At 47.0% G+C, this 25,696-nt stretch carries 27 protein-coding genes; all 27 read left to right on the top strand.

Features of this window, described 5'->3' with window-relative positions; genetic code table 11:
* Nucleotides 1–65: 65 nt before the first annotated feature.
* The 27 genes from EL268_RS17565 to spoVAE all read left to right on the top strand — a co-directional run bounded on the left by EL268_RS17565 (nt 66) and on the right by spoVAE (nt 25,680).
* Nucleotides 66–1,187: a M20/M25/M40 family metallo-hydrolase gene (locus EL268_RS17565; RefSeq protein ID WP_106652955.1), complete on the top strand. Its 1,122-nt coding sequence runs from the start codon at nt 66–68 to the stop codon at nt 1,185–1,187.
* A gap of 145 nt (nt 1,188–1,332) precedes the next feature.
* On the top strand, nt 1,333–2,532 hold the full coding sequence (locus EL268_RS17560; RefSeq protein ID WP_106652956.1) for a DUF3866 family protein: 1,200 nt from the start codon (nt 1,333–1,335) through the stop codon (nt 2,530–2,532).
* Between the two features lie 160 nt (nt 2,533–2,692).
* Entirely contained in the window at nt 2,693–3,250 is a 558-nt protein-coding gene (locus EL268_RS17550; RefSeq protein ID WP_106653152.1) for an NUDIX domain-containing protein, read from the top strand.
* A 4-nt stretch (nt 3,251–3,254) separates the two neighbouring features.
* A complete protein-coding gene (locus EL268_RS17545; protein ID WP_106652958.1) occupies nt 3,255–4,427 on the top strand; it encodes an endonuclease Q family protein in 1,173 nt (390 codons plus the stop codon).
* Between the two features lie 67 nt (nt 4,428–4,494).
* Nucleotides 4,495–5,121: a stage II sporulation protein M gene (gene spoIIM, locus EL268_RS17540; RefSeq protein ID WP_106652959.1), complete on the top strand. Its 627-nt coding sequence runs from the start codon at nt 4,495–4,497 to the stop codon at nt 5,119–5,121.
* A gap of 94 nt (nt 5,122–5,215) precedes the next feature.
* Nucleotides 5,216–5,680, top strand: a complete 465-nt coding sequence (gene fur, locus EL268_RS17535) for a ferric iron uptake transcriptional regulator (protein WP_007720739.1) — start codon at nt 5,216–5,218, stop codon at nt 5,678–5,680.
* A gap of 156 nt (nt 5,681–5,836) precedes the next feature.
* Nucleotides 5,837–6,076: a YqzK family protein gene (locus EL268_RS17530; protein ID WP_106652960.1), complete on the top strand. Its 240-nt coding sequence runs from the start codon at nt 5,837–5,839 to the stop codon at nt 6,074–6,076.
* 93 nt (nt 6,077–6,169) lie between these two features.
* Nucleotides 6,170–7,057 (top strand): site-specific tyrosine recombinase XerD, encoded by an 888-nt coding sequence (xerD, locus tag EL268_RS17525; protein WP_106652961.1) that lies wholly within the window; start codon nt 6,170–6,172, stop codon nt 7,055–7,057.
* A gap of 118 nt (nt 7,058–7,175) precedes the next feature.
* Nucleotides 7,176–8,348, top strand: a complete 1,173-nt coding sequence (deoB, locus tag EL268_RS17520; protein ID WP_106652962.1) for a phosphopentomutase — start codon at nt 7,176–7,178, stop codon at nt 8,346–8,348.
* Nucleotides 8,349–8,408: 60 nt separating this feature from the next.
* Entirely contained in the window at nt 8,409–9,218 is an 810-nt protein-coding gene (locus EL268_RS17515) for a purine-nucleoside phosphorylase (protein WP_056492641.1), read from the top strand.
* 24 nt (nt 9,219–9,242) lie between these two features.
* Nucleotides 9,243–10,550, top strand: coding sequence for a pyrimidine-nucleoside phosphorylase (locus EL268_RS17510; RefSeq protein ID WP_106652963.1), 1,308 nt, complete (start codon nt 9,243–9,245; stop codon nt 10,548–10,550).
* A 330-nt stretch (nt 10,551–10,880) separates the two neighbouring features.
* A complete protein-coding gene (locus EL268_RS17505; protein ID WP_007720718.1) occupies nt 10,881–11,351 on the top strand; it encodes an Lrp/AsnC family transcriptional regulator in 471 nt (156 codons plus the stop codon).
* Between the two features lie 114 nt (nt 11,352–11,465).
* On the top strand, nt 11,466–13,121 hold the full coding sequence (locus tag EL268_RS17500; protein ID WP_106653153.1) for a peptide ABC transporter substrate-binding protein: 1,656 nt from the start codon (nt 11,466–11,468) through the stop codon (nt 13,119–13,121).
* Nucleotides 13,122–13,370: 249 nt separating this feature from the next.
* Nucleotides 13,371–14,303, top strand: coding sequence for an ABC transporter permease (locus EL268_RS17495; RefSeq protein WP_115984424.1), 933 nt, complete (start codon nt 13,371–13,373; stop codon nt 14,301–14,303).
* Nucleotides 14,304–14,309: 6 nt separating this feature from the next.
* Complete coding sequence (locus EL268_RS17490; protein ID WP_106652964.1) at nt 14,310–15,227, top strand: ABC transporter permease; 918 nt, start codon at nt 14,310–14,312, stop codon at nt 15,225–15,227.
* A 14-nt stretch (nt 15,228–15,241) separates the two neighbouring features.
* Nucleotides 15,242–16,231 (top strand): ABC transporter ATP-binding protein, encoded by a 990-nt coding sequence (locus EL268_RS17485; RefSeq protein WP_106652965.1) that lies wholly within the window; start codon nt 15,242–15,244, stop codon nt 16,229–16,231.
* Nucleotides 16,232–16,245: 14 nt separating this feature from the next.
* A complete protein-coding gene (locus tag EL268_RS17480) occupies nt 16,246–17,205 on the top strand; it encodes an ABC transporter ATP-binding protein (RefSeq protein ID WP_106652966.1) in 960 nt (319 codons plus the stop codon).
* Between the two features lie 180 nt (nt 17,206–17,385).
* Nucleotides 17,386–19,458: a methyl-accepting chemotaxis protein gene (locus EL268_RS17475; protein WP_106652967.1), complete on the top strand. Its 2,073-nt coding sequence runs from the start codon at nt 17,386–17,388 to the stop codon at nt 19,456–19,458.
* Nucleotides 19,459–19,601: 143 nt separating this feature from the next.
* Nucleotides 19,602–20,786: a D-alanyl-D-alanine carboxypeptidase family protein gene (locus tag EL268_RS17470; RefSeq protein WP_106652968.1), complete on the top strand. Its 1,185-nt coding sequence runs from the start codon at nt 19,602–19,604 to the stop codon at nt 20,784–20,786.
* Between the two features lie 147 nt (nt 20,787–20,933).
* A complete protein-coding gene (gene spoIIAA, locus EL268_RS17465) occupies nt 20,934–21,284 on the top strand; it encodes an anti-sigma F factor antagonist (protein ID WP_106652969.1) in 351 nt (116 codons plus the stop codon).
* A complete protein-coding gene (gene spoIIAB, locus EL268_RS17460) occupies nt 21,284–21,733 on the top strand; it encodes an anti-sigma F factor (protein ID WP_106652970.1) in 450 nt (149 codons plus the stop codon). Before spoIIAA ends, spoIIAB begins: the two co-directional genes overlap by 1 nt.
* A gap of 11 nt (nt 21,734–21,744) precedes the next feature.
* Entirely contained in the window at nt 21,745–22,500 is a 756-nt protein-coding gene (gene sigF / locus EL268_RS17455; RefSeq protein ID WP_005827375.1) for an RNA polymerase sporulation sigma factor SigF, read from the top strand.
* A gap of 193 nt (nt 22,501–22,693) precedes the next feature.
* Nucleotides 22,694–23,308, top strand: coding sequence for a stage V sporulation protein AA (locus tag EL268_RS17450; protein ID WP_106652971.1), 615 nt, complete (start codon nt 22,694–22,696; stop codon nt 23,306–23,308).
* Nucleotides 23,305–23,724, top strand: coding sequence for a stage V sporulation protein AB (locus tag EL268_RS17445; RefSeq protein WP_106652972.1), 420 nt, complete (start codon nt 23,305–23,307; stop codon nt 23,722–23,724). Before EL268_RS17450 ends, EL268_RS17445 begins: the two co-directional genes overlap by 4 nt.
* 81 nt (nt 23,725–23,805) lie before the next feature.
* Nucleotides 23,806–24,291: a stage V sporulation protein AC gene (gene spoVAC / locus EL268_RS17440; protein WP_106652973.1), complete on the top strand. Its 486-nt coding sequence runs from the start codon at nt 23,806–23,808 to the stop codon at nt 24,289–24,291.
* A gap of 13 nt (nt 24,292–24,304) precedes the next feature.
* The gene (gene spoVAD, locus EL268_RS17435) at nt 24,305–25,330 is read left to right on the top strand and encodes a stage V sporulation protein AD (RefSeq protein ID WP_106652974.1); all 1,026 of its coding nucleotides are present in this window, start codon (nt 24,305–24,307) and stop codon (nt 25,328–25,330) included.
* Entirely contained in the window at nt 25,330–25,680 is a 351-nt protein-coding gene (gene spoVAE, locus EL268_RS17430) for a stage V sporulation protein AE (protein ID WP_106652975.1), read from the top strand. Before spoVAD ends, spoVAE begins: the two co-directional genes overlap by 1 nt.
* Nucleotides 25,681–25,696 lie beyond the last annotated feature (16 nt).

Genomic DNA, 25,696 nt, shown 5'->3' with positions numbered 1-25,696 from the left:
TTGCGGTATACTGGAACTTGTGAATATGTACCAAAATCGGGCAGTACGATCAGGAGGTAACGAGTGTGAGTACGATCAACCAAGAGCGTTTGTTAAATGAATTTTTGGAGCTCGTCCAAATTGACAGTGAAACGAAGAACGAAGCAGCGATCAACAAAGTTCTCAAAGAAAAACTGATTGCGATGGGTTTTACCGTACAAGAGGATGACGCAGCAGCGAAAACCGGACATGGTGCCAACAATCTGATCGCAACCTTGGAGGGAACTGGAAAAGGTCCAGCAATCCTGTTTAGCAGCCATATGGATACGGTTGTACCAGGAAACGGAATCAAGCCACAAATTCGCGATGGCTACATTTATTCCGATGGAACGACGATCCTCGGTGCGGATGATAAAGCAGGAATCGCGGCGATCTTTGAAGGCATCCGTAGCATGAAAGAGCAAAACTTGCCACATCCAACGATCCAAGTCGTATTGACTGTTGGAGAAGAGTCAGGACTTGTAGGCTCCCGCGCAATGGATTCCAGCCTGCTGAAAGCAGAAATGGGCTTCATCCTCGATTCGGAAGGCCCGGTTGGAAAAATTACAGTAGCTGGTGCTGGACAATACCGCATCGTAACCAAAATTCATGGCAAAGCAGCGCATGCAGGTGTGAATCCAGAGGATGGCATCAGTGCTATAACGGTTGCTAGTAAAGCAATTTCCCGCATGCCACTGGGCCGTATCGATGCGGACACAACTGCAAACATCGGTCGTTTTGAAGGCGGAAAAGCGTACAATATCGTAACGGATTATGTGGAAATTTGGTCCGAGGCTCGCAGCTTGGTTATGGACAAGCTGGAAGCTCAAGTAAAGAAAATGACGACAGCATTTGAAGAAGTGGCAGCCGAGATGGGTGCGACTTGCGAAAATGACGTTATTTTTATGTACCACGGCTACAAATTCAACGAAGAAACGCCTGTTGTACAAAAAGCGATTGCGGCGGTTAAACGTGTAAACCGCAATCCTGAGCTGGTTGCAAGCGGCGGCGGAAGCGATGGTAACGTATTTAACGGCTACAACGTGCCAAGCGTAAACTTTGCCATCGGCTATGAAGAAATCCATACAAAAAACGAGCGCATGCCAATCGCTGAACTGAACAAAGCGGCTGAGCTGGTGCTTGCTGTTATTGCAGAAGTACAAGAGTAACCAAAAGAAGGTCGGAATTTCCTTGCGAGGGGTTCCGGCCTTTTTGTTCGTTTGCTTACTCATTTGCATGATTGAGACAACCACTGTTCATCATAGACTGAATAGAAAGCTCGGGGACGAGGCAGGCACGAAAGGGGGAGGCTGAGTGCTCCGTTTGGCGGTGGGGACGGTTCAAAAAGTGGTGGAAAAGCAATCAGGCATGCAGATACTCGAAGTCCGGACAGAATCGGTTGCAGGATACAAAATGGAGAGAGTGCTGTCTTTTTTGCAGGAGGATTATCAACGTGGCGACGTACTTCTGATCAATACAACCGCTGTTCGCCTTGAATTGGGGACAGGCGGGTATCACTTTGTCGTCGGAAAAGTTACCCAACCAGAGGAATCAGATGTCCTTCCGAATGAGTGGGGGCATGTCATGAAAATGCGCTATTCACCTTGGCAACTCGCGGTTGATTCGGTAGAAGAACAGGCCAGTCCGTACCACCCTTTGTTTGTGCAAGAAGACTTGTCCTTGGAAGGTACCCCTGTTTTGATCGGAGAGCTGCACAGTCTGCTACCTGTTGCTGTCCTTGCTTTACATAAAAAAAATCCAGATGCCCGTATCGTATATGTCATGCCAGATGGCGCATCCTTGCCGATTGCCTTGAGCCAGCACGTCCATCAATTAAAAGCAATCGGGAGCTTGGCTGCGACAGTGACGACAGGTCATGCGTGGGGCGGAGATCGCGAGTCGTTGACGATTCATAGTGGCTTGTTGGCAGCACGCCATGTAGAGCATGCCGATATTATTGTTTGTATGCTGGGACCTGGGGTAGCAGGTACGGGGACACCTTATGGCTTCTCCGGAATTCAGCTGGCTGAGGTCATTCATGCCGTATCCACTCTCGGAGGAACACCTTTTTTTATTCCCAGAATCAGCTTTGGGGACCCACGTACGAGGCATTATGGTGTCAGTCACCACACAGTATCGCTATTGAACAGATTTGTTTTCTGTCCCACCCTTGTTGCAATCCCGATTTTCAGGGATGAAAGAGATGAAGTTCTTTCACGGCAATTGAAGGCGATAGAAATCGCGGGGAAGCATATTTTCATAAAGGGAAGAGTCCCAGACCTGTCAGAACTGGCATCACTGGAAAAGGGGTATAGCTTGTCCTTTTCTACAATGGGGCGAAATTGGCAAGAAGATCCCGCTCCTTTTCAGACGGCATGGTTGGCTGCCGAATTTGTAGGCAACACTCTGGACTACATCGCCCAAACGGTTAACGACGCCCTGCATTCGCCCGCTTCATCAAGTACGCTTGAAGCATTAGGTCTTTTTTTGACCAGGAACGAAGTGCAGCCTTGATCTCCCAAGCTTTCCCGACCATGCGCAATTGCTTTTCGCTAACATAGGTTTTCATTCATGATCTCCTCCGATACAATAAGGTGGACAAGCTCTATGCTCCCAACTTATGGAGGGAATTGACGATTTAGAACGACTTTATGGAAAAAGGATGATGACGACAGTGAGTAAATATGATCACTTATATGAAAAAACCATTTCCAGTCAACCGATTTATGATGGAAGAATCATTAAGGTCAAGGTGGATGAGGTGCTTCTGCCCAATGGCAACACAGCCAAGCGAGAAATCGTGAATCATCAAGGCGCGGTTGCCGTATTGCCAATCACAGATGATAACAAAATGGTTGTGGTGCGACAGTTCCGCAAGCCATTGGAGCGTACGATCGTGGAAATCCCGGCAGGAAAGCTGGAGCCAGGTGAAGAGCCGCTTGCATGTGCAATGCGCGAGCTGGAGGAAGAGACTGGCTACGTTGCGAGTCAGTATACACCGCTCAGCTCTTTTTACACATCGCCAGGCTTCGCGGATGAAATTTTACATGTTTTTGTGGCTACTGGTTTGAAAAAAGGAGAAAGCAAGCCGGACGAGGATGAGTTCGTTGATGTGCTGGAAGTGACACTGGAAGAAGCGCATGCCCTGCATCAAAGTGGAGAAATTCGAGATGCCAAGACAGTCGTGGCATTGTTTGCGTGGGAAAACAAAATGCTGTGCGAACGTGGCTAGAACCATGCCTTCTTCCTATTTTTGCGACATGCATATTCACATCGGTGGTACGTGGACGGGTAAACCTGTGAAAATAACCGCTTCTCGCCAAATGACACTCACCAAAATTTTGGAGGAAGCCTCAGAGAAAAAAGGGATGGATGTCATCGGGATCATCGATGCACATTCGCCCGAGGTTCAGGATGAGCTGGTAGATCTCTTGGAAAAGGGAGTAGCCGCTGAACAGGAGGATGGAGGTATTTCCTACAAAGATACTTTGCTAATCTTGGGGTGCGAAGTAGAAATCAAAGAGCCAGGACGTGGTGCAGCTCATTTTCTCGTTTATCTGCCCAAGCTGCAAGAAATGAAGCAATTTACCGCGTGGTTGTCTGAACGCTGCAAAAATGTGCATTTAAGTTCTCAGCGTATCTACGTATCGCTTATGGAATTACAAGCCTGTGTCCATCAATTGCAGGGCCTTTTGATCCCGGCACATATTTTCACGCCGCATAAAGGGTTGTATGGAAGCTGTACGGATTCGATGGCTGAAGTGCTTAATCCTACGCTTATCTATGCGGTTGAGCTGGGGTTGAGTGCGAATACCATTATGGCGGACCGCATATCCGAGCTACATGACAAAACCTTTCTCACAAACTCAGATGCTCATTCTCTGGCGAAGATAGGCAGGGAATATCAAGCGATGTATATGCAAGAGCGTTCCTTCGCAGAGTGGGTGAAAGCAATTAAGCGCATCGGTGGAAGAGGGGTTCATATGAACTACGGTCTGCATCCCGAGCTTGGCAAGTATCATCAGACGGCGTGCCAAGGGTGCCAGTCATTGCTCGCGGCGGATGCTTCAGGAAAATGTCCGGAATGCGGCTTCCAACGAATTGTGCGAGGGGTTGCGGCCCGCATTGATCAGTTGGCGGATGTAGAGGCTGGCCAGCATCCGGCATTCCGTCCTCCTTATATCGAGCAAATCCCGTTGGAATTCATTCCGGGAATTGGTCCGAAATTGTTGGACAAGCTGTATCGGTCGTTTGGTACACAGATGAACGTATTGCATCGGGTGAACGAAGAAGAGCTCACCCATGTTGTCGGAGAGAAAATCGCTTCGCTTATCGTACAAGCACGAGAGGGGAAGCTCTCTGTCCAAAAGGGCGGCGCCGGTACATACGGAAAGATCGTCCCGAAGTAGGTTGTCATAGGGAAGAACTCGTCCGCATAAGCTGTACAGTAATCAGCGAAGCGGGAGGCGACGAAACGTGCGTTCACGAGTCGGACAAACTATCCAATCCTATGCGAGAGAACATCAGTCACTCTACTGGTTCACGATCGTCCTGTTTACGATGGGCATTATTTTCGGAGCCGTCCTCGTCAATTCACTGCCATTATCACAGAAGCAGGAGCTGTACGGTTTTCTGCAATATTTTTTCAACAGTCTTGGTAGCGATGGAATCCCTGAGACCAGTGCCCATTTTCAGCAAGCGTTTGGTCATTATGCCAAGACCATTGCGATCATGTGGGTACTCGGGTTATCCATCATTGGGCTGCCCATGATATTGTTGATGCTCTTCTTAAAAGGAGTCGTGGTTGGTTTCACCGTCGGTTTTTTGGTGAGTCAACTCCAATGGCAAGGCGTAACATTCGCCATGGTGGGGGTTCTCCCGCAAAATTTATTAGTCGTCCCGGCCCTTTTTATTGTAGGTGTCAGCGGAATATCCTTTTCCCTTCGACTCATCCGGACGAGAGTGCTGAGCAAAAGAGATGTCATCATGCCGCATTTTATGGGCTATACCGTCCTTGTTCTTAGCATGCTCGTGGTATTGACGATTGCAGCCTTGTTTGAAACCTTCATTTCCCCTAGGCTGATGCAGTTCGTGCTTAATTAAGAATAATTCTCAGGTAATAACTTATGCATTTGACTTATTCGATGCCCCTCTACTATAATAGGAACAGGTTTCATGCGAGCGGGGAGGGGCATTAATGTTGGAAGAAAAATTAGAGAAAATTAAGCAGCAGTTGCATTCACAGAACTACAAGCTGACACCACAGCGTGAAGCCACTGTTCGCGTGTTGTTGGAGAATGAAGAAGATCACTTGAGCGCTGAAGATGTTTACTTGTTGGTGAAGGATAAAGCACCGGAAATCGGGCTTGCTACCGTATACAGGACATTAGAGCTGTTGAGCGAACTGAAGATCCTTCATAAAATGAATTTTGGCGATGGCGTAGCTCGTTACGATCTTCGTGATGATAATGCTGCCTATCACCATCATCACCTCATTTGCCTCAATTGTGGTACGGTGGATGAAATTTTTGAAGATCTTCTTGTCACAGCAGAAGAGAAAGTCAAGAATGTTTACAACTTTTATATTACCGACCACCGATTGACCTTCTACGGGATCTGCAATCGTTGTGTAGATAAAGTGAACGTGGAGGACTTCAAATAAAGTCGACTTCTCTGGTAACGGAGAAGTTTTTCTTTTTTCCTTGGGAGCTTTTGTAATGGCAGACCGAATCCTGTGGAATCCTAAGAGAGGATCAATTCGAATGGAGCAAGGGACAAGTGCATATAAATGAAAGAAAGTCTGTAAGGAGGCTTACGGATGAAGGTCTCTTATCGCCGCGTGATGGAGGGGCTTCGTTTCTTGCTTCTTTTCATTACCTGCACCTTGCTCTCCTACGGCATTATAACCTTGCTGGCGGACAAATTTCTCCCGGCAAACCCTTATCATGAACCGCATGGGAATGCGGTGAAGGTAGTAAAAGTCATCAATACCTCTCAGGCACAGGATTTTGACGGTTATGTCGCCCGACTGCAGCTCTTTTATTTAACGGGAGAGTAATGCAAGTTTGAGTTTTTTATCTGGAGAAGCAGGAGTTTCTTTTTCTTTGTGGAAAGCAATACAAGATACTTATCAGCTGAAGGGGACAGCTTCATGGACAGTCTGATTGATCAGTTTATTCATTTCCTGACTGTGGAGAAAGGGTTATCGAGAAATACCCTGGAATCCTATCAACGGGATATGGTGGCCTTTACCTCGTATTTACAGGAGCAAGGTGTCACTCGAATAGAGGATTCTACTCGTACACACATCATTGGTTACTTGCTAGTTTTACGGGAAAAAGGACGTGCTACAGCAACGCTTTCTCGCAATATGGCATCGATACGAGCGTTTTATCAGTTTCTCATTCGGGATAAATACATAGACAAAGATCCATCCATTCACCTAGAAACACCGAAGATCGAGAAACGCTTGCCGAAAGTGCTCTCTGTTGAGGAAGTGGAACGTCTTTTGGAAAGTCCTCCTGTCAATCATCCTGCCGGGCTGCGGGACAAGGCGATGCTGGAGCTTTTATATGCGACAGGCATACGTGTCTCGGAGTTAGTCAATCTGGATAGTGCTGATGTGAATCTGGATATGGGCTTTGTCAAATGCTTGGGAAAAGGATCAAAAGAGCGAATCATTCCGTTAGGCTCGGTTGCCATTCAAATGGTTCGCCACTATTTGCAGGCAGGGCGCCCCAAGCTGGTAAAAGGAACTGGCGATACAGCATTATTTCTGAATCACTTGGGCAAACAAATTACACGGCAAGGTTTTTGGAAAATTATTAAACGATATGCCCAAAAATCAAACATCCGTGCTGAGATTACACCCCATACGCTTCGCCACTCTTTTGCCACTCACTTACTGGAAAATGGAGCCGATTTGCGCTCTGTTCAAGAGATGCTTGGGCATGCTGATATTTCAACCACCCAGATTTACACACATGTGACCAGAACGCGGATTAAGGACATTTATGCCAAGACGCATCCGCGAGCATGAGTATGAAAAAACGATCGACTCCGCCTGATTGTCGGGCGGAGAAAAATTTTCTGAATCAGGTCAGACGTCTGACGACTTGATGATAGAAATGAATGACTGGTAAACAGGAGGCGTTAACATGCAGTATTCACGAGTTTTTTTGATCGTCATGGACAGCGTAGGGATTGGCGAACAACCTGATGCGCCTAAGTTCAATGATGCAGGAGCGAACACTTTAGGCCATATTGCGGAACGAGTTGCAGGATTTTCATTGCCCAACTTGCAAAAATTGGGACTGGGTAATATAGCACCACTCCAAAACGTTGCGCCAGTAGCAACTCCTATGGCCCATTATGGAAAAATGCAGGAAATCTCCATGGGGAAAGATACGACGACTGGCCATTGGGAAATCATGGGATTGCATGTGTCTACTCCGTTTAACACGTATCCAGATGGATTTCCACAAGAGCTGATCTCGGAATTTGAGCAACGTATTGGTCGCAAGGTGCTCGGGAACAAGGTTGCTTCGGGGACAGACATTCTCGAGGAGCTTGGCGAAGAGCATATGAATACGGGTGCAGTGATTGTCTACACATCTGCGGACAGTGTATTTCAGGTGGCAGCCCACGAAGAGATAGTTCCGCTTGAAGAGCTGTACCATATTTGCGAGGTTGCTCGTGAGTTGACGCTTCGTGATGAATTCGCTGTTACTCGTGTTATTGCTCGTCCATTTGTTGGACAGCCGGGCAATTTTAGCCGTACAGCAAATCGTCACGATTATTCCGTGAAGCCATTTGCTCCGACAGTCATGAATCGTTTGCAAGATGCTGGCCTTGCTTCTATTGCAATTGGCAAAATCGGCGACATCTACGCAGATGAGGGCGTTACTCAATCTATTCGTACCAAAGATAACATGGACGGTGTAGATCAAATTCTGGGCACGATGAAACAATCGTTTACGGGTCTTTCTTTTGTTAACCTTGTGGACTTCGATGCGAAGTTCGGTCATCGCCGTGATCCAGAAGGGTATGGTCAGGCTTTGATGGAGTTCGATGCTCGTATTCCAGAGCTTTTGGAAGCGCTACAAGAAAATGATTTGCTGGTAATCACAGCAGACCATGGGAACGATCCTGTACATCATGGCAGCGACCATACGAGAGAATATGTTCCGTTGCTTGTCTATCACAAGGGTATTCAAGCTGGACAACATTTGGGTATCCGTGAGACATTTGCGGACTTGGGTGCGACCATCGCAGACAATTTTGGGGTACCTGCTCCAGCGATTGGCAAGAGCTTCCTCAATCATTTATAAAGGTTAAGTAAAAATAAATATTTATATAATAGAAGAAACACAAAAAAGGAGAGAGTTGAATTGGCAAATTTCCATGACGCAGTAGCATATATCGAACCGAAATTGACAGAAAAACCTACCATTGGTCTCGTACTCGGATCAGGGCTGGGTGTTTTGGCAGATGAAATCGAAAATCCGGTGATCATACCTTATCATGAAATTCCTGGCTTCACTGTGTCCACCGTCGTCGGCCACAAAGGCCAACTCGTGATTGGCAAGCTGCAAGGCAAGCAAGTCGTTGCGATGCAAGGTCGTTTCCACTTTTATGAGGGACATGGTTTGGATGCCGTTGTTTTCCCAATCCGTGTCATGAAGCTCCTCGGCGTAGAAACCATTATTGTAACCAATGCGGCTGGCGGAATTAACGAAGGCTACAACCCAGGCGACCTCATGCTGATTTCTGATCACATCAACATGACGTTCCGCAATCCATTGATCGGTGCAAACGATGAACAATTGGGAGCACGTTTCCCGGATATGTCTGAGGCTTACTCCAAACAGCTCCGCAAGCTGGCCCATGAAGTTGCGTCCGAGCAAGGAATCCAGCTTCGTGAAGGTGTATACGCAGGTCTGTTAGGTCCTACCTACGAAACTCCTGCAGAAATCCGTATGCTTCGTCTGCTGGGTGGGGATGCTGTAGGGATGTCAACTGTACCAGAAGTAATCGTGGCACGACACATGGGTGTGAAGGTGCTTGGTATTTCGTGCATTAGCAACATGGCAGCAGGCATTTTGGAACAGCCTCTGTCCCATGATGAAGTTATGGAAACAACAGAAAAGGTAAAATCGCAATTCCTGGCTCTGGTTAACGGTATCGTAGCCAAAATGTAAGTAACGGATTCGGAGGGATTAACAATGCGTATGGTCGATATGATCGCCAAAAAACGTGATGGCGGAGAACTGACAACAGAAGAGATTCAATTTCTGGTGACAGGCTATACAGATGGAAGTATTCCTGACTACCAAATGTCCGCATGGGCAATGGCAGTCTTTTTCCGTGGCATGACTGCGAGAGAGACGGGAGATCTTACCTTGGCAATGGCAGGGTCAGGCGAACAGCTTGACCTGTCTTCCCTGCAAGGAATTAAGGTAGACAAGCACAGTACAGGCGGAGTAGGAGACAAGACTACTCTTGTTGTTGCGCCATTGGTAGCAGCAGCAGGTATTCCGGTGGCAAAAATGTCTGGGAGAGGCCTTGGATACTCAGGAGGCACTATTGACAAGCTGGAGTCCTTCGCAGGTTTTGAAGTAGAACGTACACGCGAGCAATTTTTGCAGCAGGTGCGTGATATTGGCGTGTCCGTAATCGGACAGTCTGGTAACCTGACACCTGCAGACAAGAAGCTGTATGCACTTCGTGACGTGACAGCTACTGTAGAGGCTGTCCCGTTGATTGCAAGCTCCATTATGTCCAAGAAGATTGCCGCTGGAGCGGATGCCATCCTGCTTGACGTAAAAGTAGGGAAGGGCGCTTTCATGAAAAGCATTGAAGAGGCCGAAACATTAGCAAATGCGATGGTTGCAATCGGTAGCCAAGTAGGACGTAAAACGGTGGCGGTCATCAGTGATATGAACCAGCCGCTTGGCTTTGCTGTGGGCAATGCACTGGAAGTGAAAGAAGCGGTAGAGACACTTGCAGGTAAAGGTCCTCGCGATTTGACCGAGCTGGTATTGGCTATTGGCTCCCGCATGCTTGTTATGGGTGGGCTTGTTACTGATGTGGAAGAAGGACGTAAGAAGCTCGAAGATCTGATGGCTTCCGGAAAAGCAGTGGATAAACTGGCGGAAATGGTAGAGGCTCAAGGCGGAAACAAGCAGGACGTCTATGATTTGTCTCGTCTGCCCCAAGCAAAGATCATTCATACCGTTACGGCCGAGCAGGACGGCTATGTAAGCGCGATTGATGCGGAAGCGATCGGTCATGCCTCTGTTGTCTTGGGTGCTGGCAGATTGACAAAAGAAATGCCAATTGACTTGGCAGTAGGTCTTGTTCTGCACAAAAAACGCGGGGATCAGGTGAAGGCTGGAGAAGTTTTGGTCACCATCCATGCCAACGAGGACCATCTTCTGCAAAATGCGTTGAAAGAAATGGAAGGCGCCTTCCAAATTTCGACGGCAATCGACGGAGATCAACCGTTGATTTATAAAATTATCGAAGCATAGAATGTCCGGATATTAGTTGATTAATCAAATAAAACAAGGCGTGCACAGCACATGAGCACGCCTTGTTTTATGAGTAAAAATACAGTTTTTCGAAAAAATATTGTTGATTAAATCTAGTTTTTCATATTCAATAGTAAGATAAAAGTCGTTTTTTATTATATAAAATATATTTTACTGTTCGGATTGACTTTATAAAGTTTTATAATTCTACTTGTCAAATTTCGTTGACACCGCTATCATTTCAGATTACTTTTATTGTATTAGACTGTTTGTAAAAGATTATTGCGAAATTCGTAAAAAAATGATGGAGGTTCCCAGAAAATCGTATTTATGAAAAAGCTGGACCATGTCGACAGACAGATTCTGCAAATCCTCCATGAAGATGGGCGTATCCCCTATACAGAAATCGCCCATCAACTAGGCGTGAGCGAAGGAACGATTCGATCGCGCATCACTCGGCTTTTACAAGATGGAGTTTTCCAATTCGTGATTCAACCCGATCCAGAGAAATTAGGATTACATGTGCAGGTTATCATCGGGTTAACCACAAAGCTAGGTTTGCAGAAAGAAGTGGCAGAAAAATTAAGCAAATTTTCTGCAGTACGCTTTGTAGGCGCTTATAGCGGTAAGCACGACTTGATTATCCAAGCGTGTTTCCATAGTAATGATGAGCTGATCACCTTTGTTAACGAACGACTCTCTCAAATTGAAGGAATTGCAGCTGCAGACGTTTCACTGGAACTGAAGCAGTACAAAGACACCTTCTCTTTCGTTCAAGACGACGAGGTGACCCTGCAATGAAAGGGGTTGATGCCTTCCAGCCGAAGTCAAGCAGCTTCGTGTAGTTTTCATTTTTTTTCGTCCTTTATTTTCAGAAAAAAGACAAAAAAGAAAAACGTACTGGGGGTTATTGCGTTGAAAAAGAATGTGTTTGCACTTGTGAGCTCGATTGCTGTATTAGGAACCGCCCTGGCAGGGTGTGGTGGAGGTCAACCAGCTGCCGCTCCACCGGCAGGAGGAACTGCAACTCCAGCACCTTCACAGCCTGCAACACCAGCTGCTGAGAAGAAGCCACAAGTTTTAAAGATGAACCTGCACTCAGAGCCGCCTACAACTGATCCAGGGCTCGCAGAGGACACGACTTCAGGCGCGATTATCTTGGCAACCTTTGATGGCTTGACGCGCATTGGTACCGACGATAAGCCGCATGAAGCTGCCGCTGAGAGCTACACTGTCTCTGATGATAAGCTCACTTACACATTTAAAATCAGAGAAGCGAAATGGAGCAATGGTGACCCTGTAACAGCACATGACTTTGAGTATGCTTGGAAGCGTGCTCTCGATCCCAAAACAGCTTCCAACTACGCATATCAACTGTACTATGTGAAGAATGGCGAAAAAGCAAATAAGGGCGAAGCAAAGCTTGATGAAGTAGGTGTGAAGGCACTTGACGATAAGACGCTGGAAGTTAAGTTGGAGAATCCGACTCCATACTTCCTGGAATTGCTCGCATTCCGTACCTACTTCCCAGTTAACAAAAAAGTAATTGATGCAAATCCGAAGTGGGCAGGCGAAGCAAGTTCGCACGTCGGTAACGGACCTTTCAAAATCGAATCTTGGGAGCACAAGAGCAAGATGGTGCTCGTGAAGAACGAAAATTACTGGGATAAAGACAATGTAAAGCTCGACAAAATCGAATTCTCCATGGTAGAAGACGAAAATACAGAGCTCTCCATGTTCGAAAATGGCGAAATCGACTGGGCTGGCGCACCTATGAGTGCTTTGCCAACAGATGCGATTCCAGCATTGAAAGAGCAAGGCAAGATTCAAACCAATCCAATCGCTGGTACGTACTGGTACAAGTTCAATACCGAAAAGCCGCCATTTAATAACATTAAAGTGAGAAAAGCATTTGCCTACTCGATCGATCGCCAAGGCTTGATCGACAACATTCTCCAAACGGGTCAAATCCCGGCAACAGGCGCTGTTCCTCCATCCATGGTGCTGAATCCAAATGGCTATTTCAAAGACAAGGATATAGAAAATGCGAAAAAGCTTTTGGAAGAGGGACTGAAAGAGATTGGCATGAGCAAGCTGCCACCGATTACCTTGTCCTACAATACATCTGAGGCTCACAAGAAGATTGCTGAGGCCATCCAAGACCAATGGAAGAAAAATCTCGGCGTAGATGTGAAACTCGAGAACAAAGAATGGAAAGTATACCTCGAAGATATGCATGAGGGTAACTTCCAGATTGGACGGATGGGCTGGCTGGGTGACTTCAATGACCCAATCAACTTCCTGGAGCTCTACAAGGATAAAATGGGTGGAAACAACGATACGCGTTGGGAAAATGCAAAATATAAAGAGTTGTTGAACCAATCCGCTCAGGAATCAGACCTCGAGAAACGTAAGAAAATTTTGGCAGATGCAGAACAAATCCTGATGGATGAAATGCCAATCATGCCAATTTACTTCTACACGCAATCTTGGGTACAGAAGCCAGAAGTGAAAGGCGTTCACCAAACTGGCCTGGGTGACGTGGATTGGAAAGGCGCATACATCGAGTAATTTCATAACGAAGGAAACGGGATTTGCGGCAGAGGGTATATGGTTGCGCATATACCCTCTGCTATGCAAGCCCTTCCCATAAATACCAGCTGGCATCATTTCCAGCAAAGAGAAAATAGAGAGAGAAGCTTTATTGCAAGAGATCTAAGGGTTATTTACACAGCCGATTTTTACACTGTGTCGGCAGCGTTCCGCAGTGTAAACATGGGACGTGAAAGCAATCAAAAATCTACCAAGGGGGTAAGTTAGTTGATCCGTTATCTCGGTAAGCGCATCATTTTTATGCTCATCTCGCTCTTCTTAATTGTAACGGCCACCTTCTTCATCATGAAAGCAGTACCAGGTGGTCCATTTACATCCGAGAAGCAGGTCCCGCCGGAAATTAAGGCAGCACTAGAGGCAAAGTACAAGCTGAACCTGCCGTTGCACGAACAATACTTTGAATATTTGAAAGGTGTAGTAACGTGGGAACTCGGTCCATCGTTCACGGAGAAATCTTCAACTGTTAACGACATGATTAATCGTGGTTTCCCAGTTTCTGCTCACTTGGGAGCACAAGCTTTATTGCTCGCTATCTTTGGTGGAATTACGTTAGGGGTTATCGCAGCACTAAACCATAATAAATGGCAAGACTATTCTGCAATGGTCATCGCCGTTTTGGGATTATCGGTACCAAGCTTTATTTTGGCGTCCTTTTACCAATACATTTTCGCTATTAATTTGGGCTGGTTTCCAATCGCGAAATGGGAAGGATTCGAATACACCATCCTTCCATCATTGGCACTCGCCGCATCACCGATGGCATTTATCGCGCGTTTGACGCGTTCCAATATGATTGAAGTTATGGGTCAAGATTACATCAAAACAGCAAAAGCAAAAGGGTTGCACACTTTTACCATTACTGTAAAACACGCTATCCGTAATGCGCTCTTGCCAGTTGTTACCTACCTGGGTCCACTGATTGCCGGTATTTTGACAGGTGCATTCGTTATTGAACGTATTTTCGGTGTTCCTGGTCTTGGTCGCGAATTCGTTTTGTCCATTACAAACCGCGACTATACGGTAATCATGGGTACGACCGTGTTCTACTCCATTATCCTGGTTGTGATGATTCTGATTGTTGACATCGCATACACCTTGGTAGACCCACGGATCAAACTTTCGGACGCAGGAAAGGAGTAATGACACGTGCAAAACTTGACTAAAGAACATTTCGAGCCAATTTCCGTTGACCTACGTCAAGCTGAAGCAATTAAGCGCCCAAGTCTCTCTTTTTGGTCTGACGTTTGGCGTCGTTTGAAAATGAATAAAATCGCAATGATTTCGATGATTTTCATTGCTGCCTTGATTGTATGTGCCATTGTGGTCCCATGGCTAACTCCACAAGATTATTTTACGACGGATCTGGCTGGCAAGAACAAAAAGCCGTCTGCTGAACACTGGTTTGGCACAGATGATCTAGGTCGTGACGTATTTGAGCGTATTTGGTACGGTGCACGTATCTCTCTGCAAGTAGGTCTTGCAGCAGCGTTCATTGACCTGATCATTGGTGTGATCTGGGGCGGTATCGCAGGTTTCTATGGCGGTAGAGTAGATGAAATGATGATGCGTTTCGCAGATATCTTGTTTGCGATTCCTTACCTGCTGGTTGTTATTTTGTTGATGGTTGTTTTAGAGCCTGGTGTTGGAACGATTATTCTTGCCTTGACGATAACGGGATGGATCGGTATGGCCCGGATTGTGCGTGGTCAGATTCTTCAATTGAAAAACCAAGAGTTTGTACTGGCAGCGCGCTCCCTTGGTGCTGACGCCAACCGTCTGATCTTCAAACACTTGATTCCTAATGCTTTGGGTCCAATCATCGTAACGTTGAGCTTGACTGTACCTTCCGCGATTTTCGCAGAATCTTTCTTGACCTTTATCGGGTTAGGGGTTTCGGCACCGATTGCATCGTGGGGAACGATGTCTAACGAGGGATTGCCGGCCATGAAGTACTATCCATGGCGTTTGACATTCCCGGCAATCTTTATTTCCGTGACCATCTTGGCATTTAACTTGTTCGGTGACGGTCTGCGCGATGCAGTAGACCCACGCCTGCGTAAATAGGAGGGATCGTCGTTATGGAACGCATTCTTGATGTAAAAGACCTGCATGTATCCTTCCATACGTATGCAGGTGAAGTAAAAGCAGTCCGCGGTGTGAATTTTCACGTCAACCGCGGAGAGGCTGTAGCGATTGTAGGGGAGTCCGGTTGCGGTAAATCCGTAACCGCTCAAACCCTCATGAAGCTGATTCCTATGCCTCCGGGTGAAATCAAGAAAGGGCAAATCCTCTTCAATGGCGAGGATATCGTCAAGAAGTCGAAAAAAGAGATGGAATCAATCCGCGGTAAAGATATCGGGATGATCTTCCAAGATCCAATGACTTCCTTGAACCCAACAATGACCATCGGTAGCCAAATTACCGAGGGCTTGATCAAACACCAAAACATGTCGAAAGCCGCAGCGCGTGATCGTGCTATTGAGCTGTTGACCATGGTTGGTATTCCGCAACCTGAGAAACGTGTGGAGCAATATCCACACGAGTTCTCTGGCGGTATGCGTCAACGTGCAATGATCGCCATCTCTCTCGCCTGTTCGCCGAAGCTGTTGATCGCGGATGAACCGACGACAGCTTTGGACGTAACGATTCAGGCGCAAATTTTGGACCTGATGAAAGAGTTGCAAAAGAAAACAGGCACTTCCATTATCTTGATCACGCATGACCTTGGTGTTGTTGCTGAGATGTGTGACCGCGTAATCGTTATGTACGCAGGAAAAGTGATCGAGACAGGAACGGTTGACGATATTTTCTACAATCCGCAACACCCTTACACCAAAGGCTTGCTTCGCTCGGTACCACGTCTTGACTTGAACCGTGACGAGCCACTGACACCGATTTTTGGTACACCGCCAGACCTTCTTCGTCCGCCAGTTGGCTGTGGATTCACTGCGCGTTGCGAATCTGCGATGCGTGTGTGCCAAGAGATCGATCCTGAGCTGAACGACATCAGCACGACTCAGCGAGCAGCTTGTTGGCTTCAGCATCCGCTTGCTCAGAACCGTGCGTAGAAGGAGGGATATCAGTGGATAAACGTGAAAATTTGATTGAAGTACGTAATCTGAAAAAGTTCTTTTCGATTGGCGATAATACTCTGAAAGCTGTGAATGATATCTCGTTTGAGATCAAACGCGGAGAAACATTGGGCGTAGTAGGAGAGTCAGGCTGTGGAAAGTCCACTGCCGGTCGTACCATCTTGAGACTGTATGATGCGACTGAAGGGGACGTCCTGTTTGAAGGAAAGAGCATTATGAATTTGAACCAACAGGAAATGAAGGCGATGCGCCGCAACATGCAAATGATTTTCCAAGACCCTTACGCATCCTTGAATCCGCGTATGACAGTCGGGGATATTATTGGCGAGGCGCTGGATATTCATGGCCTGGCTACTGGTCAAAAGCGCAAAGAGCGCATCCAGGAGCTTCTTTCCTTGGTGAGCTTGAATCCTGAGCATATGAACCGTTTCCCACACGAGTTTTCAGGCGGTCAGCGCCAACGTATCGGAATTGCCCGTGCATTGGCTGTAGAGCCAAAATTCATCGTGTGTGACGAGCCGATCTCTGCTTTGGACGTATCCGTACAAGCACAGGTTGTAAACTTGCTCGAACAGCTGCAAGAAAAAATGGGCTTGACCTACATGTTCATTGCCCATGACTTGTCCATGGTAAAATACATTTCCGACCGTGTAGCGGTTATGTACCTGGGTAAAATGGTTGAGCTGGCAGAAAGTGATGCTTTGTATGAAAAGCCGCTCCATCCGTATACGCAAGCGCTGTTGTCTGCGATTCCGATTCCAGACCCAGAAGTTGAGCGTAATCGTGAGCGCATTGTATTGCAAGGCGATGTACCTAGCCCAATGAACCCACCAAGCGGTTGCCATTTCCGTACCCGTTGCCCGAAAGCAATGCCGGAGTGCGCTGCATCCGTACCTGTATGGAAAGAAGTAGAGCCAGGACATTTCGCAGCTTGTCATTTGTATAACTAAATCAACTACAAATAACGAGTTCCGAGGCTACTCGTGCAGCCCGGAACTCGTTTCCCGTCATAAGGGAGGTTTTACCTCTGAAAAAAATGGGTATATGTACCCAGAGGCACATTTTTCAGGGGTATTTTTTCGGAGTTCTTGCACTGGAAAATTGTAGCAGTGATAAAGGGGGCAAGCAGCATGAGTAAATTTTTGTCGCCACGATGGAAAAAGAAGGAGGGAATTTCGAATCTGATAAAAAAAGTAAACCTGACTAGCCAAGTAGCAACGGAAAAGCTAAAAGGATCTCTTGCTACAAAAATGATTGTGTTTGGTCTAATTCTTGTACTTATTATTATCGGTTCTTTGCAATACATAGCCCTTTCCTTCTCGAAATCAACGCTGTTTAGCATTACCTCTAACCAGGCGAAAATGCTGGCTGACCAGCATGCGAATAGCATGGAAGATGACATAAAAGCGATTGTAAACTCCACCAAATCGGCGGCAACCAAGCGTGTGATGATGACAGAGCTGCAGCCGCTTATCATGGAGCAGTTTACTCTATTGCGCCAGGCGCATAAAGAAGTATCCAGAATCTATTTGATTGACACGGCTACCGGGAAATCGCTGTATTCCTTGACCGGGACAAATGAGATTGACTTCAAGCAAAAGCAATACTTCCAAAGAGCACTAACCACGAAATCCTTGGTCATTTCTGATGAAGAAATCGTTGAAGGCAGCAACAAGAGTTTTCTTTATATTGCGACACCCGTAGGCGAAAAAGCCGATGATACGAGCCGATTGTTCGTTGTTGGCTTTACGATTGACCAAATGATTCAAAAGATTCCTGAGATCTCTTTCATGGAGAATGGCTACGCATTTGTTGTTCGACAAGATGGTTTGGTTGTGGCCCATCAAAATCCGAATAACAACAACAAGCTCGTGCTGGCAGGTGACAAAGATTATGAAGAGATGCTATCCCTGATGCAGCATGAGACAAGTAACAGCTTACTGTACTCGGATCATGGAATTGATTCGTTTGCAGCGTTCGCACCGATCCCGATGTTGAAATGGAATGTGGTTTTGTCCACGGGAACCGACGAGGTGTATGGTGAAGTGGACGGAATGTGGCTGTATTTCGTGCTCTTCAGCTTGCCGATCATCGGACTCTCGGTTTGGGCGATCTGGTGGTTTGCGAAGCGGATTCGACTGTCCCTGTTCGCGATAGCCCGGGATATGGATCAAATCGGCGCCGGACATTTTAATATCAACGTAAAGGTAAACGGCAATGACGAGCTGGCTATGGTTGGCCGCAAAATGAATGAGATGGCTGCTGAACTCCGCAAGCTGATTGCCCTTGTACAGGGACAAGCTACACAGCTGAACGTAGCGACAGATGAGCTGACGCTGTTTGCGCAAGAGAACAAAGGAGCCATTAACGTCATTACGGATAATATCTCAACCATCGCCCAACGCGTTTCTACGCAGACGAATGAAGTGCAGGCGACGGCCAATACCGTCTCGGAAATATCGGAAGGCGTTGAACAGGTGGCTGTAGCTGCCGAATCTACATCGGTAGCCACAACTCGTACGTTTGAGAGAGCGCAAGGCGGAATGGAGTTAGTGGAGAACGTAATCAATACGGTAAGACGCGCGACTAATGAGGTAGAACGTACTGCTGGGCAAATGCACAGTCTTCGTGAGCGGGCTCGTGAAATTACAAGTATCGTCGAAATGATTACGAGTATTGCATCGCAAACGAATTTGTTGGCGTTGAATGCAGCCATTGAGGCAGCCCGTGCTGGAGATGCTGGACGAGGCTTCTCGGTTGTAGCCAGTGAGGTTCGCAAGCTCGCAGAGGAAAGCAGCTCCTTCTCTGAGCGTATCGCTGCCATTGCCCATTCGATCAATGATGAGGCAATGGATATGAGCAAGCATATGGACGAGATCGTTACAATGGTGAGTGGAGGCTTGCAATCTGTAGAGTCTGTAGGTTCTGCTTTCCAAAATATCGTGGCAGAGATTCAATCGGCTGCAGAGCAAAGCGAATCGATGACGGCGACCTCGGAAGAGATGGCGGCGGGTAATCAGGTTGTGACGAACTCCATGCAGCGACTTGCCACTATGTCGGATGAAATTAGTGAATCCATCTCAGGTGTGGTAGAGACAGTGGATGAACAATTGAATTCGATTGCACGCATTAATGAAAACGTGGAGCAATTGAAAAAAATGGCGGATGAGCTAACGCAAAATGTGAGCCGCTTCGTCATTTAAGAAAGTGTCCCTTCTGCTAGTAGCGGAAGGGATTTTTTCGTGATACCGGATGTGCTTTCGAGAAGATAATCTTGCTGTTTTGTGTGAATATTTTCCTTTCGTGATGGTGAGAATAAAACCATGAATGGAGGGAAGAGACTGCTATGAAACGGAATGGATACCTCGCTCTATGCTTCGTTATGTGCTTTACCATCTTTTCTCCGATGGCGATTGCCAAAGAAAAGGCTGGACAGCAAAAGGGTGACAATCATTTTGCCCCACAAGCGTCATCCGCAGTGATGATCGAAGCGGATACGGGATCAGTCTTGTATGAAAAGAACGCCAATGAAAAAATGCCACCCGCCAGTATCACCAAAGTAATGACCATGCTTTTGATCATGGAAGCGGTGGAGCGGGGAGAGCTTAAGCTTACCGATAAGGTTCGAACGAGTGAAAGAGCAGCATCGATGGGCGGGTCGCAAATTTTTTTACAGCCCGGTGAAGAGATGACGGTAGAGGACATGTTGAAAGGGATTGCGATTGCTTCTGGGAATGATGCCTCAGTAGCGATGGCTGAGCACTTGGCTGGGACAGAAGAGAGTTTTGTTGCGCGAATGAATGAACGCGCACAACAGCTCGGCATGAAAAATACGCATTTTGTCAACTCGAATGGACTTCCTGCCGAGAATCACTACTCTTCCGCAGCCGACATTGCGATCATGTCACGTGAGCTCTTAAAGCATGAAGGCATCACCAAGTTTACCGGTACGTATCAAGACTATTTGCGAAAAGATACAGAGAGCCCCTTCTGGCTTGTGAATACGAACAAGCTGGTGCGTTTTTATGAAGGGGTGGACGGTTTGAAGACAGGGTACACAGGGGAAGCGAAATACTGTTTAACAGCGACTGCCAAACGCAACAACATGCGTGTCATTGCAGTCGTCATGGGTGAGCCTGATGTAAAAACGCGCAATAATGAAGTATCGACTATGTTCAATTACGCATTTACACACTTTCAGGTGATGCCGATGTACAAAAAGGGAGAACCTGTACGCACACTCGTTGTGGATAAAGGTCAGAAACCGCAAATCAACGCGGTGACACCACATGCAGTTAGTTTGTTGATGAAAAAAGGAGAATCGGCCGATACCTTCCAGAAGGAAATTGTCATCAATGAGGCGGTTCAAGCACCTATAGCAAAGGACCAAATAATCGGCCACATTTTCATCCGCACGAAAGATGGCAAAGAAGTAAATCGAATCGATCTGTTCCCGGAAGATCAGGTAGATAAAGCCAACATGTGGGAGATTCTCAAGCGAACCACCAAGAGCGTTTTGATTAGCTACTGACAGACAGCATGAGCGCGAAAAGAATCGAGTTGCCCCGATTGGAATGGCGCGGCTGCTCGATTTTTTTGTTCTTTTGTCGGCTGGCAGGAATTGGTTTCGCCGAGGAAGAAAGAGAGTTTCTATCAAGGGAGAAGGAGTGTGTCAGCTATGAGTTTACGAGTTGCGATGGAGACACGGCAGGACGTGCTGGTGATCCGTTTGCAGGGGGAGCTGGATCATCATACGGCAGAGGAGTTGCGTAAGAAGGCGGATGACCTTCTGCGTAGCTCTACTATACGCCATATTGTGCTGAGTCTGGCTGATTTGACGTTTATGGACAGCTCTGGTATCGGGGTTATTTTGGGAAGATACAAGCAGATTTCTGCCCGATCTGGAGAAATGTACGTCTGCTCGATCAATCCTACGATCTATCGAATATTTGAGATGTCCGGGTTATTCAAGGTGATCAAGTTTCGCGAAAACGAAGCGGATGCTTTGCATGTTCTGGGGGTGGCGTAATGATGGTACAGCGTAACTTTATGTCAGTGTCGTTTGCAGCATTGAGCCAAAATGAGGCATTCGCACGTGTAGCAGTTGCAGCCTTCATTTCCCAACTCGATATTACGATGGACGAGCTGGAAGAAATTAAAACCGTTATTTCCGAGGCGGTTACGAATGCCATTATTCATGGTTATGACGAAAATCCAGAGGGTGTGGTACAGATCTCTGTGCGTATTGAAGAGGACAGCATTGATCTGATTGTAGAAGACAATGGACGAGGAATTGAGGATGTGGAGCAGGCTATGCAGCCACTCTATACGACGAAACCAGAGCTTGAGCGTTCTGGAATGGGCTTTACGATTATGGAGAATTTCATGGATTCTTTGGAAGTGGCAACAGTTGTGGGTAAAGGGACAACTGTGCGCCTCACCAAACGCCTGGCGTTTGCCAAAGCCTTGCAAAATTAGGGGTAGTGCCTATGGGTGCCGATATCAAAAACGCGAGTCAACCATTTCTGACCAATGACCAAGTAAAAGAGTTAATCGCCAAAAGTCAGGCTGGAGACACTGAGGCAAGAGAGCTTCTCGTCAACAGCAATATTCGGCTGGTCTGGTCCGTCGTCCAGCGCTTTATCAACCGTGGATATGAAGCGGATGATTTGTTTCAGATCGGTTGTATTGGTCTTTTGAAGGCCGTTGACAAGTTTGATCTCTCCTATGATGTTCGATTCTCAACCTATGCTGTGCCGATGATTATTGGAGAAATTCAACGCTTTTTACGCGATGACGGTACAGTCAAGGTAAGTCGATCACTCAAAGAAACAGCCAATAAGGTACGACGAACAAAGGATGAGCTGTACAAGCAATTCGGTCGCGCACCCACGATTGCTGAGGTAGCGGACGCGGTGGGGATTACACCAGAAGAAGTTGTGTTTGCGCAAGAAGCAAATCGGGCACCTTCTTCCATCCATGAAACGGTTTTTGAAAACGACGGAGACCCCATTACGTTGATCGATCAGATTGCGGATGAAGGGGTCAACAAATGGTTTGAAAAAATTGCACTCAAGGATGCGATCAGTCGATTGAGCGAGCGGGAACAACTTATTGTCTACTTGCGCTACTACAAGGATCAGACGCAGTCGGAAGTAGCGGAGAGACTGGGAATCTCGCAAGTGCAGGTATCGCGGCTCGAGAAGCGCATTTTGCAAACGATCAAAGACCAAATTGAGCATTAACAGATGCAAACACTCCGGTCACTACGTGGCTGGGGTGTTTTGTTTTGTGAAAAACGACTCGACGTTTTTCATTAAACAGAATGTGACCGCTTGCGGTCAGCAAATAAACGTTCATTTCCGTTTATTTGCATGGCTTTTGTGGCTCGGCACATACTAGCGAATAATCAGGTATGTGATGGAAGGGGAAGGTACCATGAAAGACGCGTTGTTTCTGCGCCTGAGAAAGCGATTGGCCGTACAGCCACAAGCCATGATTACGCTTGGGGACATTTGCCAGCTTTACTGGGATGGAGAGCGCGAGGAAGCGTTAAAGCGGATGCCCATTTACCAGACAAAGCCAACGGATGGCAATTTGATCATTATCGATATTATGCAGGTGATTAAAAGGCTGCGTTCTGTCTATCCTGATGTGGAACTGGACGTCCAGGGTTCTCCCCAAATCATTGTGGAAGTGCTCAATCCACGAAAGAAATCGAACCCGATTTTGGTGGCGATGGTATGGATTTTGCTGTTCATTGGCTCAGGATTGGCGATCATGAATTTCCATACCGATGTCAGTATGATGCAGGTTCACGAACGAATCTACTATTTGATTACCGGTGAAAAAAGCCATCAGCCTTTGTGGATGCAAATTCCTTACTCCATCGGAATCGGCTTGGGGATGATTCTGTTTTTCAATCATATCTTCCAGAAAAAAATCAACGAAGAGCCTAGTCCCCTAGAAGTGGAATTGTTTATGTATCAGCAAAGCCTTGATCAATACTACATACAAAATGAAAACAAGGAAAACCAACGGACGAAGAAATGAGCGTCATCAAGTACTTGTTGCTTATTTTGATCGGGCTGGGTGGAGGACTTGCAGTAGGGAGCGGGCTGGTCGCGTTTATTACCGTTCTGGACATCATTCCAAGGTTGACACAATTAACGAATGCTCATCGGTATATTCGCTTGCTGGAATGGGCTCTGGTGGCAGGAGCACTTTTTTTTACGTTTATTGATTTTTTTCACTGGGGTGCTCATTTGCCGGTAATCGTTTCTTCGATTTACGGGATGTTTGCAGGGATATTTGTGGGGACACTCGCCGCAGGCTTGACGGAGGTATTGAATGTCTTCCCGATATTAGCGAAGCGAATCCACATGGATGGCAGTCTTCTCTTTTTGCTGATGGCAGTGGTTTTGGGAAAAGTGACGGGTTCCTTACTGCAATGGCTGCTCCATCTGTGAAATGGTAAATACCACTATTCATAGGCATCTTTAGAAAAAGGAAGGATATAGGAAGAAAGCTTACAAAGGGAGTGAAAGGGCATGGCAACCAAAACAAAATCCAAAAATCCCCAATCGATGCAGATGACCAAACAACTGTATCAACAGCAGGCTTCCAAGTTCCAGCCCAAACGAAATGTTCTGCTTAACTCGTTTCGTGCTTTCTGGGTAGGAGGGACCATCTGTTTGTTGGGTCAGGCCATTCAAAATATGTATATTACCTTTTTCGGATTTACGGAGAAAACGGCAAGCAATCCAACGGTTGCGACGCTCATCTTTCTATCCGTTCTGCTGACAGGGTTAGGTGTGTATGACAATATCGGGCAGTATGCTGGAGCAGGATCAGCCGTGCCTGTTACAGGCTTTGCCAACTCGATAGCTTCTGCTGCCATCGAACATCGGAGCGAAGGGTTTGTGCTCGGCGTTGGGGGAAATATGTTTAAGCTCGCTGGTTCGGTCATTGTATTTGGGGTTGTAGCTGCTTTCATTGCGGGAATATTAAAGAGCCTGATCAACATGTTTTTCTAAGGGAGGGCTGTCGGTGTCAAACAATCAACCAGTGAAACGAGTCAATCGGCAAACCTGGCACTTCGATCAAAATGTTCGTCTGCAAAGCTCGGCAGTTGCTGTGGGACCAAAAGAAGGAGAAGGACCGCTGGCGCACTTGTTTGATAAGATCCACGACGATATGTATGCAGGCCAACAGACGTGGGAAGACGCCGAACGCCAGTTGATGGAGGATGCAGTCAACACCTTGCTGCAAAAGGCGGGTATCACGGGCAAGGATGTGGATATCATTCTGGCCGGTGACCTGTTGAATCAGAACATCACCACCAACTTTGCAGCAGAAAAGGTGGCAATTCCGCTTTTGGGCATGTACGGAGCTTGTTCTACCTCGATGCTGACACTGGCAAATGCGGCGGCTTTGGTAAACGCAGGCTATGCAAACAAGGCGATTGCCGCTTGCAGTAGCCACAATGCTACAGCGGAAAGGCAGTATCGTTATCCAACGGAATATGGTGGCCAAAAGCCCCCAAGTGCCCAGTGGACAGTGACAGGAGCCGGTGCAGGATTGGTCGGGATTGGGGGAAATGGCCCACGCATTACGTATGCGACGATGGGAAAAGTAGTGGACATGGGGATTAAAGACCCGTTTGACATGGGAACGGCCATGGCGCCAGCAGCTGTTTCGACGATCCAGACGCATTTTCAAGATACGGGGCGCTCTCCACAGTCCTATGATTTGATCGTGACTGGCGATCTGGCAGCCGTTGGGTATCCGATTGTAAAGGAGCTCATGTTGACAGAAGGATACGACATGGATCAAGTCTACAACGATTGTGGGCTGATGATTTACTCCCCCGATCAAGATGTATTTGCAGGCGGGAGCGGTTGTGCCAGCAGTGCTGTGGTCACGTATAGCTACATTCTGGATCAACTCAACCGTGGGTTGCTGAAAAACGTGTTGGTCTGCGCCACGGGAGCACTCTTAAGCCCGGTAAGCTATCAACAGGGCAATTCGATTCCGTGCATCGCCCATGCGGTTGCACTTGAAGGAGGAAAATGATGGAGTACCTAATTGCATTTGTCGTAGGGGGATTGGTTTGTGTAGTAGGTCAGCTCCTTCTGGATGTTGGCAAGCTAACGCCTGCTCATGTCATGAGTACGCTGGTCGTGGCAGGAGTATTTCTCGATTTTATCGGTGTGTATGACAAGTTTATTGATTTCGCAGGAGCAGGTGCGACTGTACCGATTACGAGCTTCGGTCATTCTTTGTACCATGGAGCCATCAGCGAGGTTGAGCAGCATGGGTTGATCGGTGTGGTAACGGGGATTTTTGAGGTCACGAGTGCGGGTATATCTGCTGCGATTGCATTCGGATTTTTTGCCTCTCTCGTCTTTAAACCGAAAGGGTAAGTTCAGGCAGTAAAAG

It is taken from the genome of Brevibacillus brevis, from assembly GCF_900637055.1.
In the GTDB taxonomy this organism is placed as follows: Bacteria; Bacillota; Bacilli; order Brevibacillales; family Brevibacillaceae; genus Brevibacillus; species Brevibacillus brevis.
Note: the sequence above shows the minus strand (reverse complement) of the source record. Positions and strands in the feature narration are given on the sequence as shown.

Excerpts from the sequence above, each read along its gene's own strand:
- EL268_RS17530 (WP_106652960.1), top strand. The coding sequence starts at position 5,837 with ATGAAGGTCTCTTATCGCCGCGTGATGGAGGGGCTTCGTTTCTTGCTT.
- EL268_RS17510 (WP_106652963.1), top strand. The coding sequence starts at position 9,243 with ATGCGTATGGTCGATATGATCGCCAAAAAACGTGATGGCGGAGAACTG.
- sigF (WP_005827375.1), top strand. The coding sequence starts at position 21,745 with ATGGGTGCCGATATCAAAAACGCGAGTCAACCATTTCTGACCAATGAC.
- deoB (WP_106652962.1), top strand. The coding sequence starts at position 7,176 with ATGCAGTATTCACGAGTTTTTTTGATCGTCATGGACAGCGTAGGGATT.
- spoVAC (WP_106652973.1), top strand. The coding sequence starts at position 23,806 with ATGGCAACCAAAACAAAATCCAAAAATCCCCAATCGATGCAGATGACC.
- fur (WP_007720739.1), top strand. The coding sequence starts at position 5,216 with ATGTTGGAAGAAAAATTAGAGAAAATTAAGCAGCAGTTGCATTCACAG.
- EL268_RS17470 (WP_106652968.1), top strand. The coding sequence starts at position 19,602 with ATGAAACGGAATGGATACCTCGCTCTATGCTTCGTTATGTGCTTTACC.
- EL268_RS17475 (WP_106652967.1), top strand. The coding sequence starts at position 17,386 with ATGAGTAAATTTTTGTCGCCACGATGGAAAAAGAAGGAGGGAATTTCG.
- spoIIAB (WP_106652970.1), top strand. The coding sequence starts at position 21,284 with ATGATGGTACAGCGTAACTTTATGTCAGTGTCGTTTGCAGCATTGAGC.
- xerD (WP_106652961.1), top strand. The coding sequence starts at position 6,170 with ATGGACAGTCTGATTGATCAGTTTATTCATTTCCTGACTGTGGAGAAA.
- EL268_RS17450 (WP_106652971.1), top strand. The coding sequence starts at position 22,694 with ATGAAAGACGCGTTGTTTCTGCGCCTGAGAAAGCGATTGGCCGTACAG.
- EL268_RS17505 (WP_007720718.1), top strand. The coding sequence starts at position 10,881 with ATGAAAAAGCTGGACCATGTCGACAGACAGATTCTGCAAATCCTCCAT.
- EL268_RS17445 (WP_106652972.1), top strand. The coding sequence starts at position 23,305 with ATGAGCGTCATCAAGTACTTGTTGCTTATTTTGATCGGGCTGGGTGGA.
- EL268_RS17485 (WP_106652965.1), top strand. The coding sequence starts at position 15,242 with ATGGAACGCATTCTTGATGTAAAAGACCTGCATGTATCCTTCCATACG.
- spoVAE (WP_106652975.1), top strand. The coding sequence starts at position 25,330 with ATGGAGTACCTAATTGCATTTGTCGTAGGGGGATTGGTTTGTGTAGTA.
- spoIIAA (WP_106652969.1), top strand. The coding sequence starts at position 20,934 with ATGAGTTTACGAGTTGCGATGGAGACACGGCAGGACGTGCTGGTGATC.
- EL268_RS17545 (WP_106652958.1), top strand. The coding sequence starts at position 3,255 with ATGCCTTCTTCCTATTTTTGCGACATGCATATTCACATCGGTGGTACG.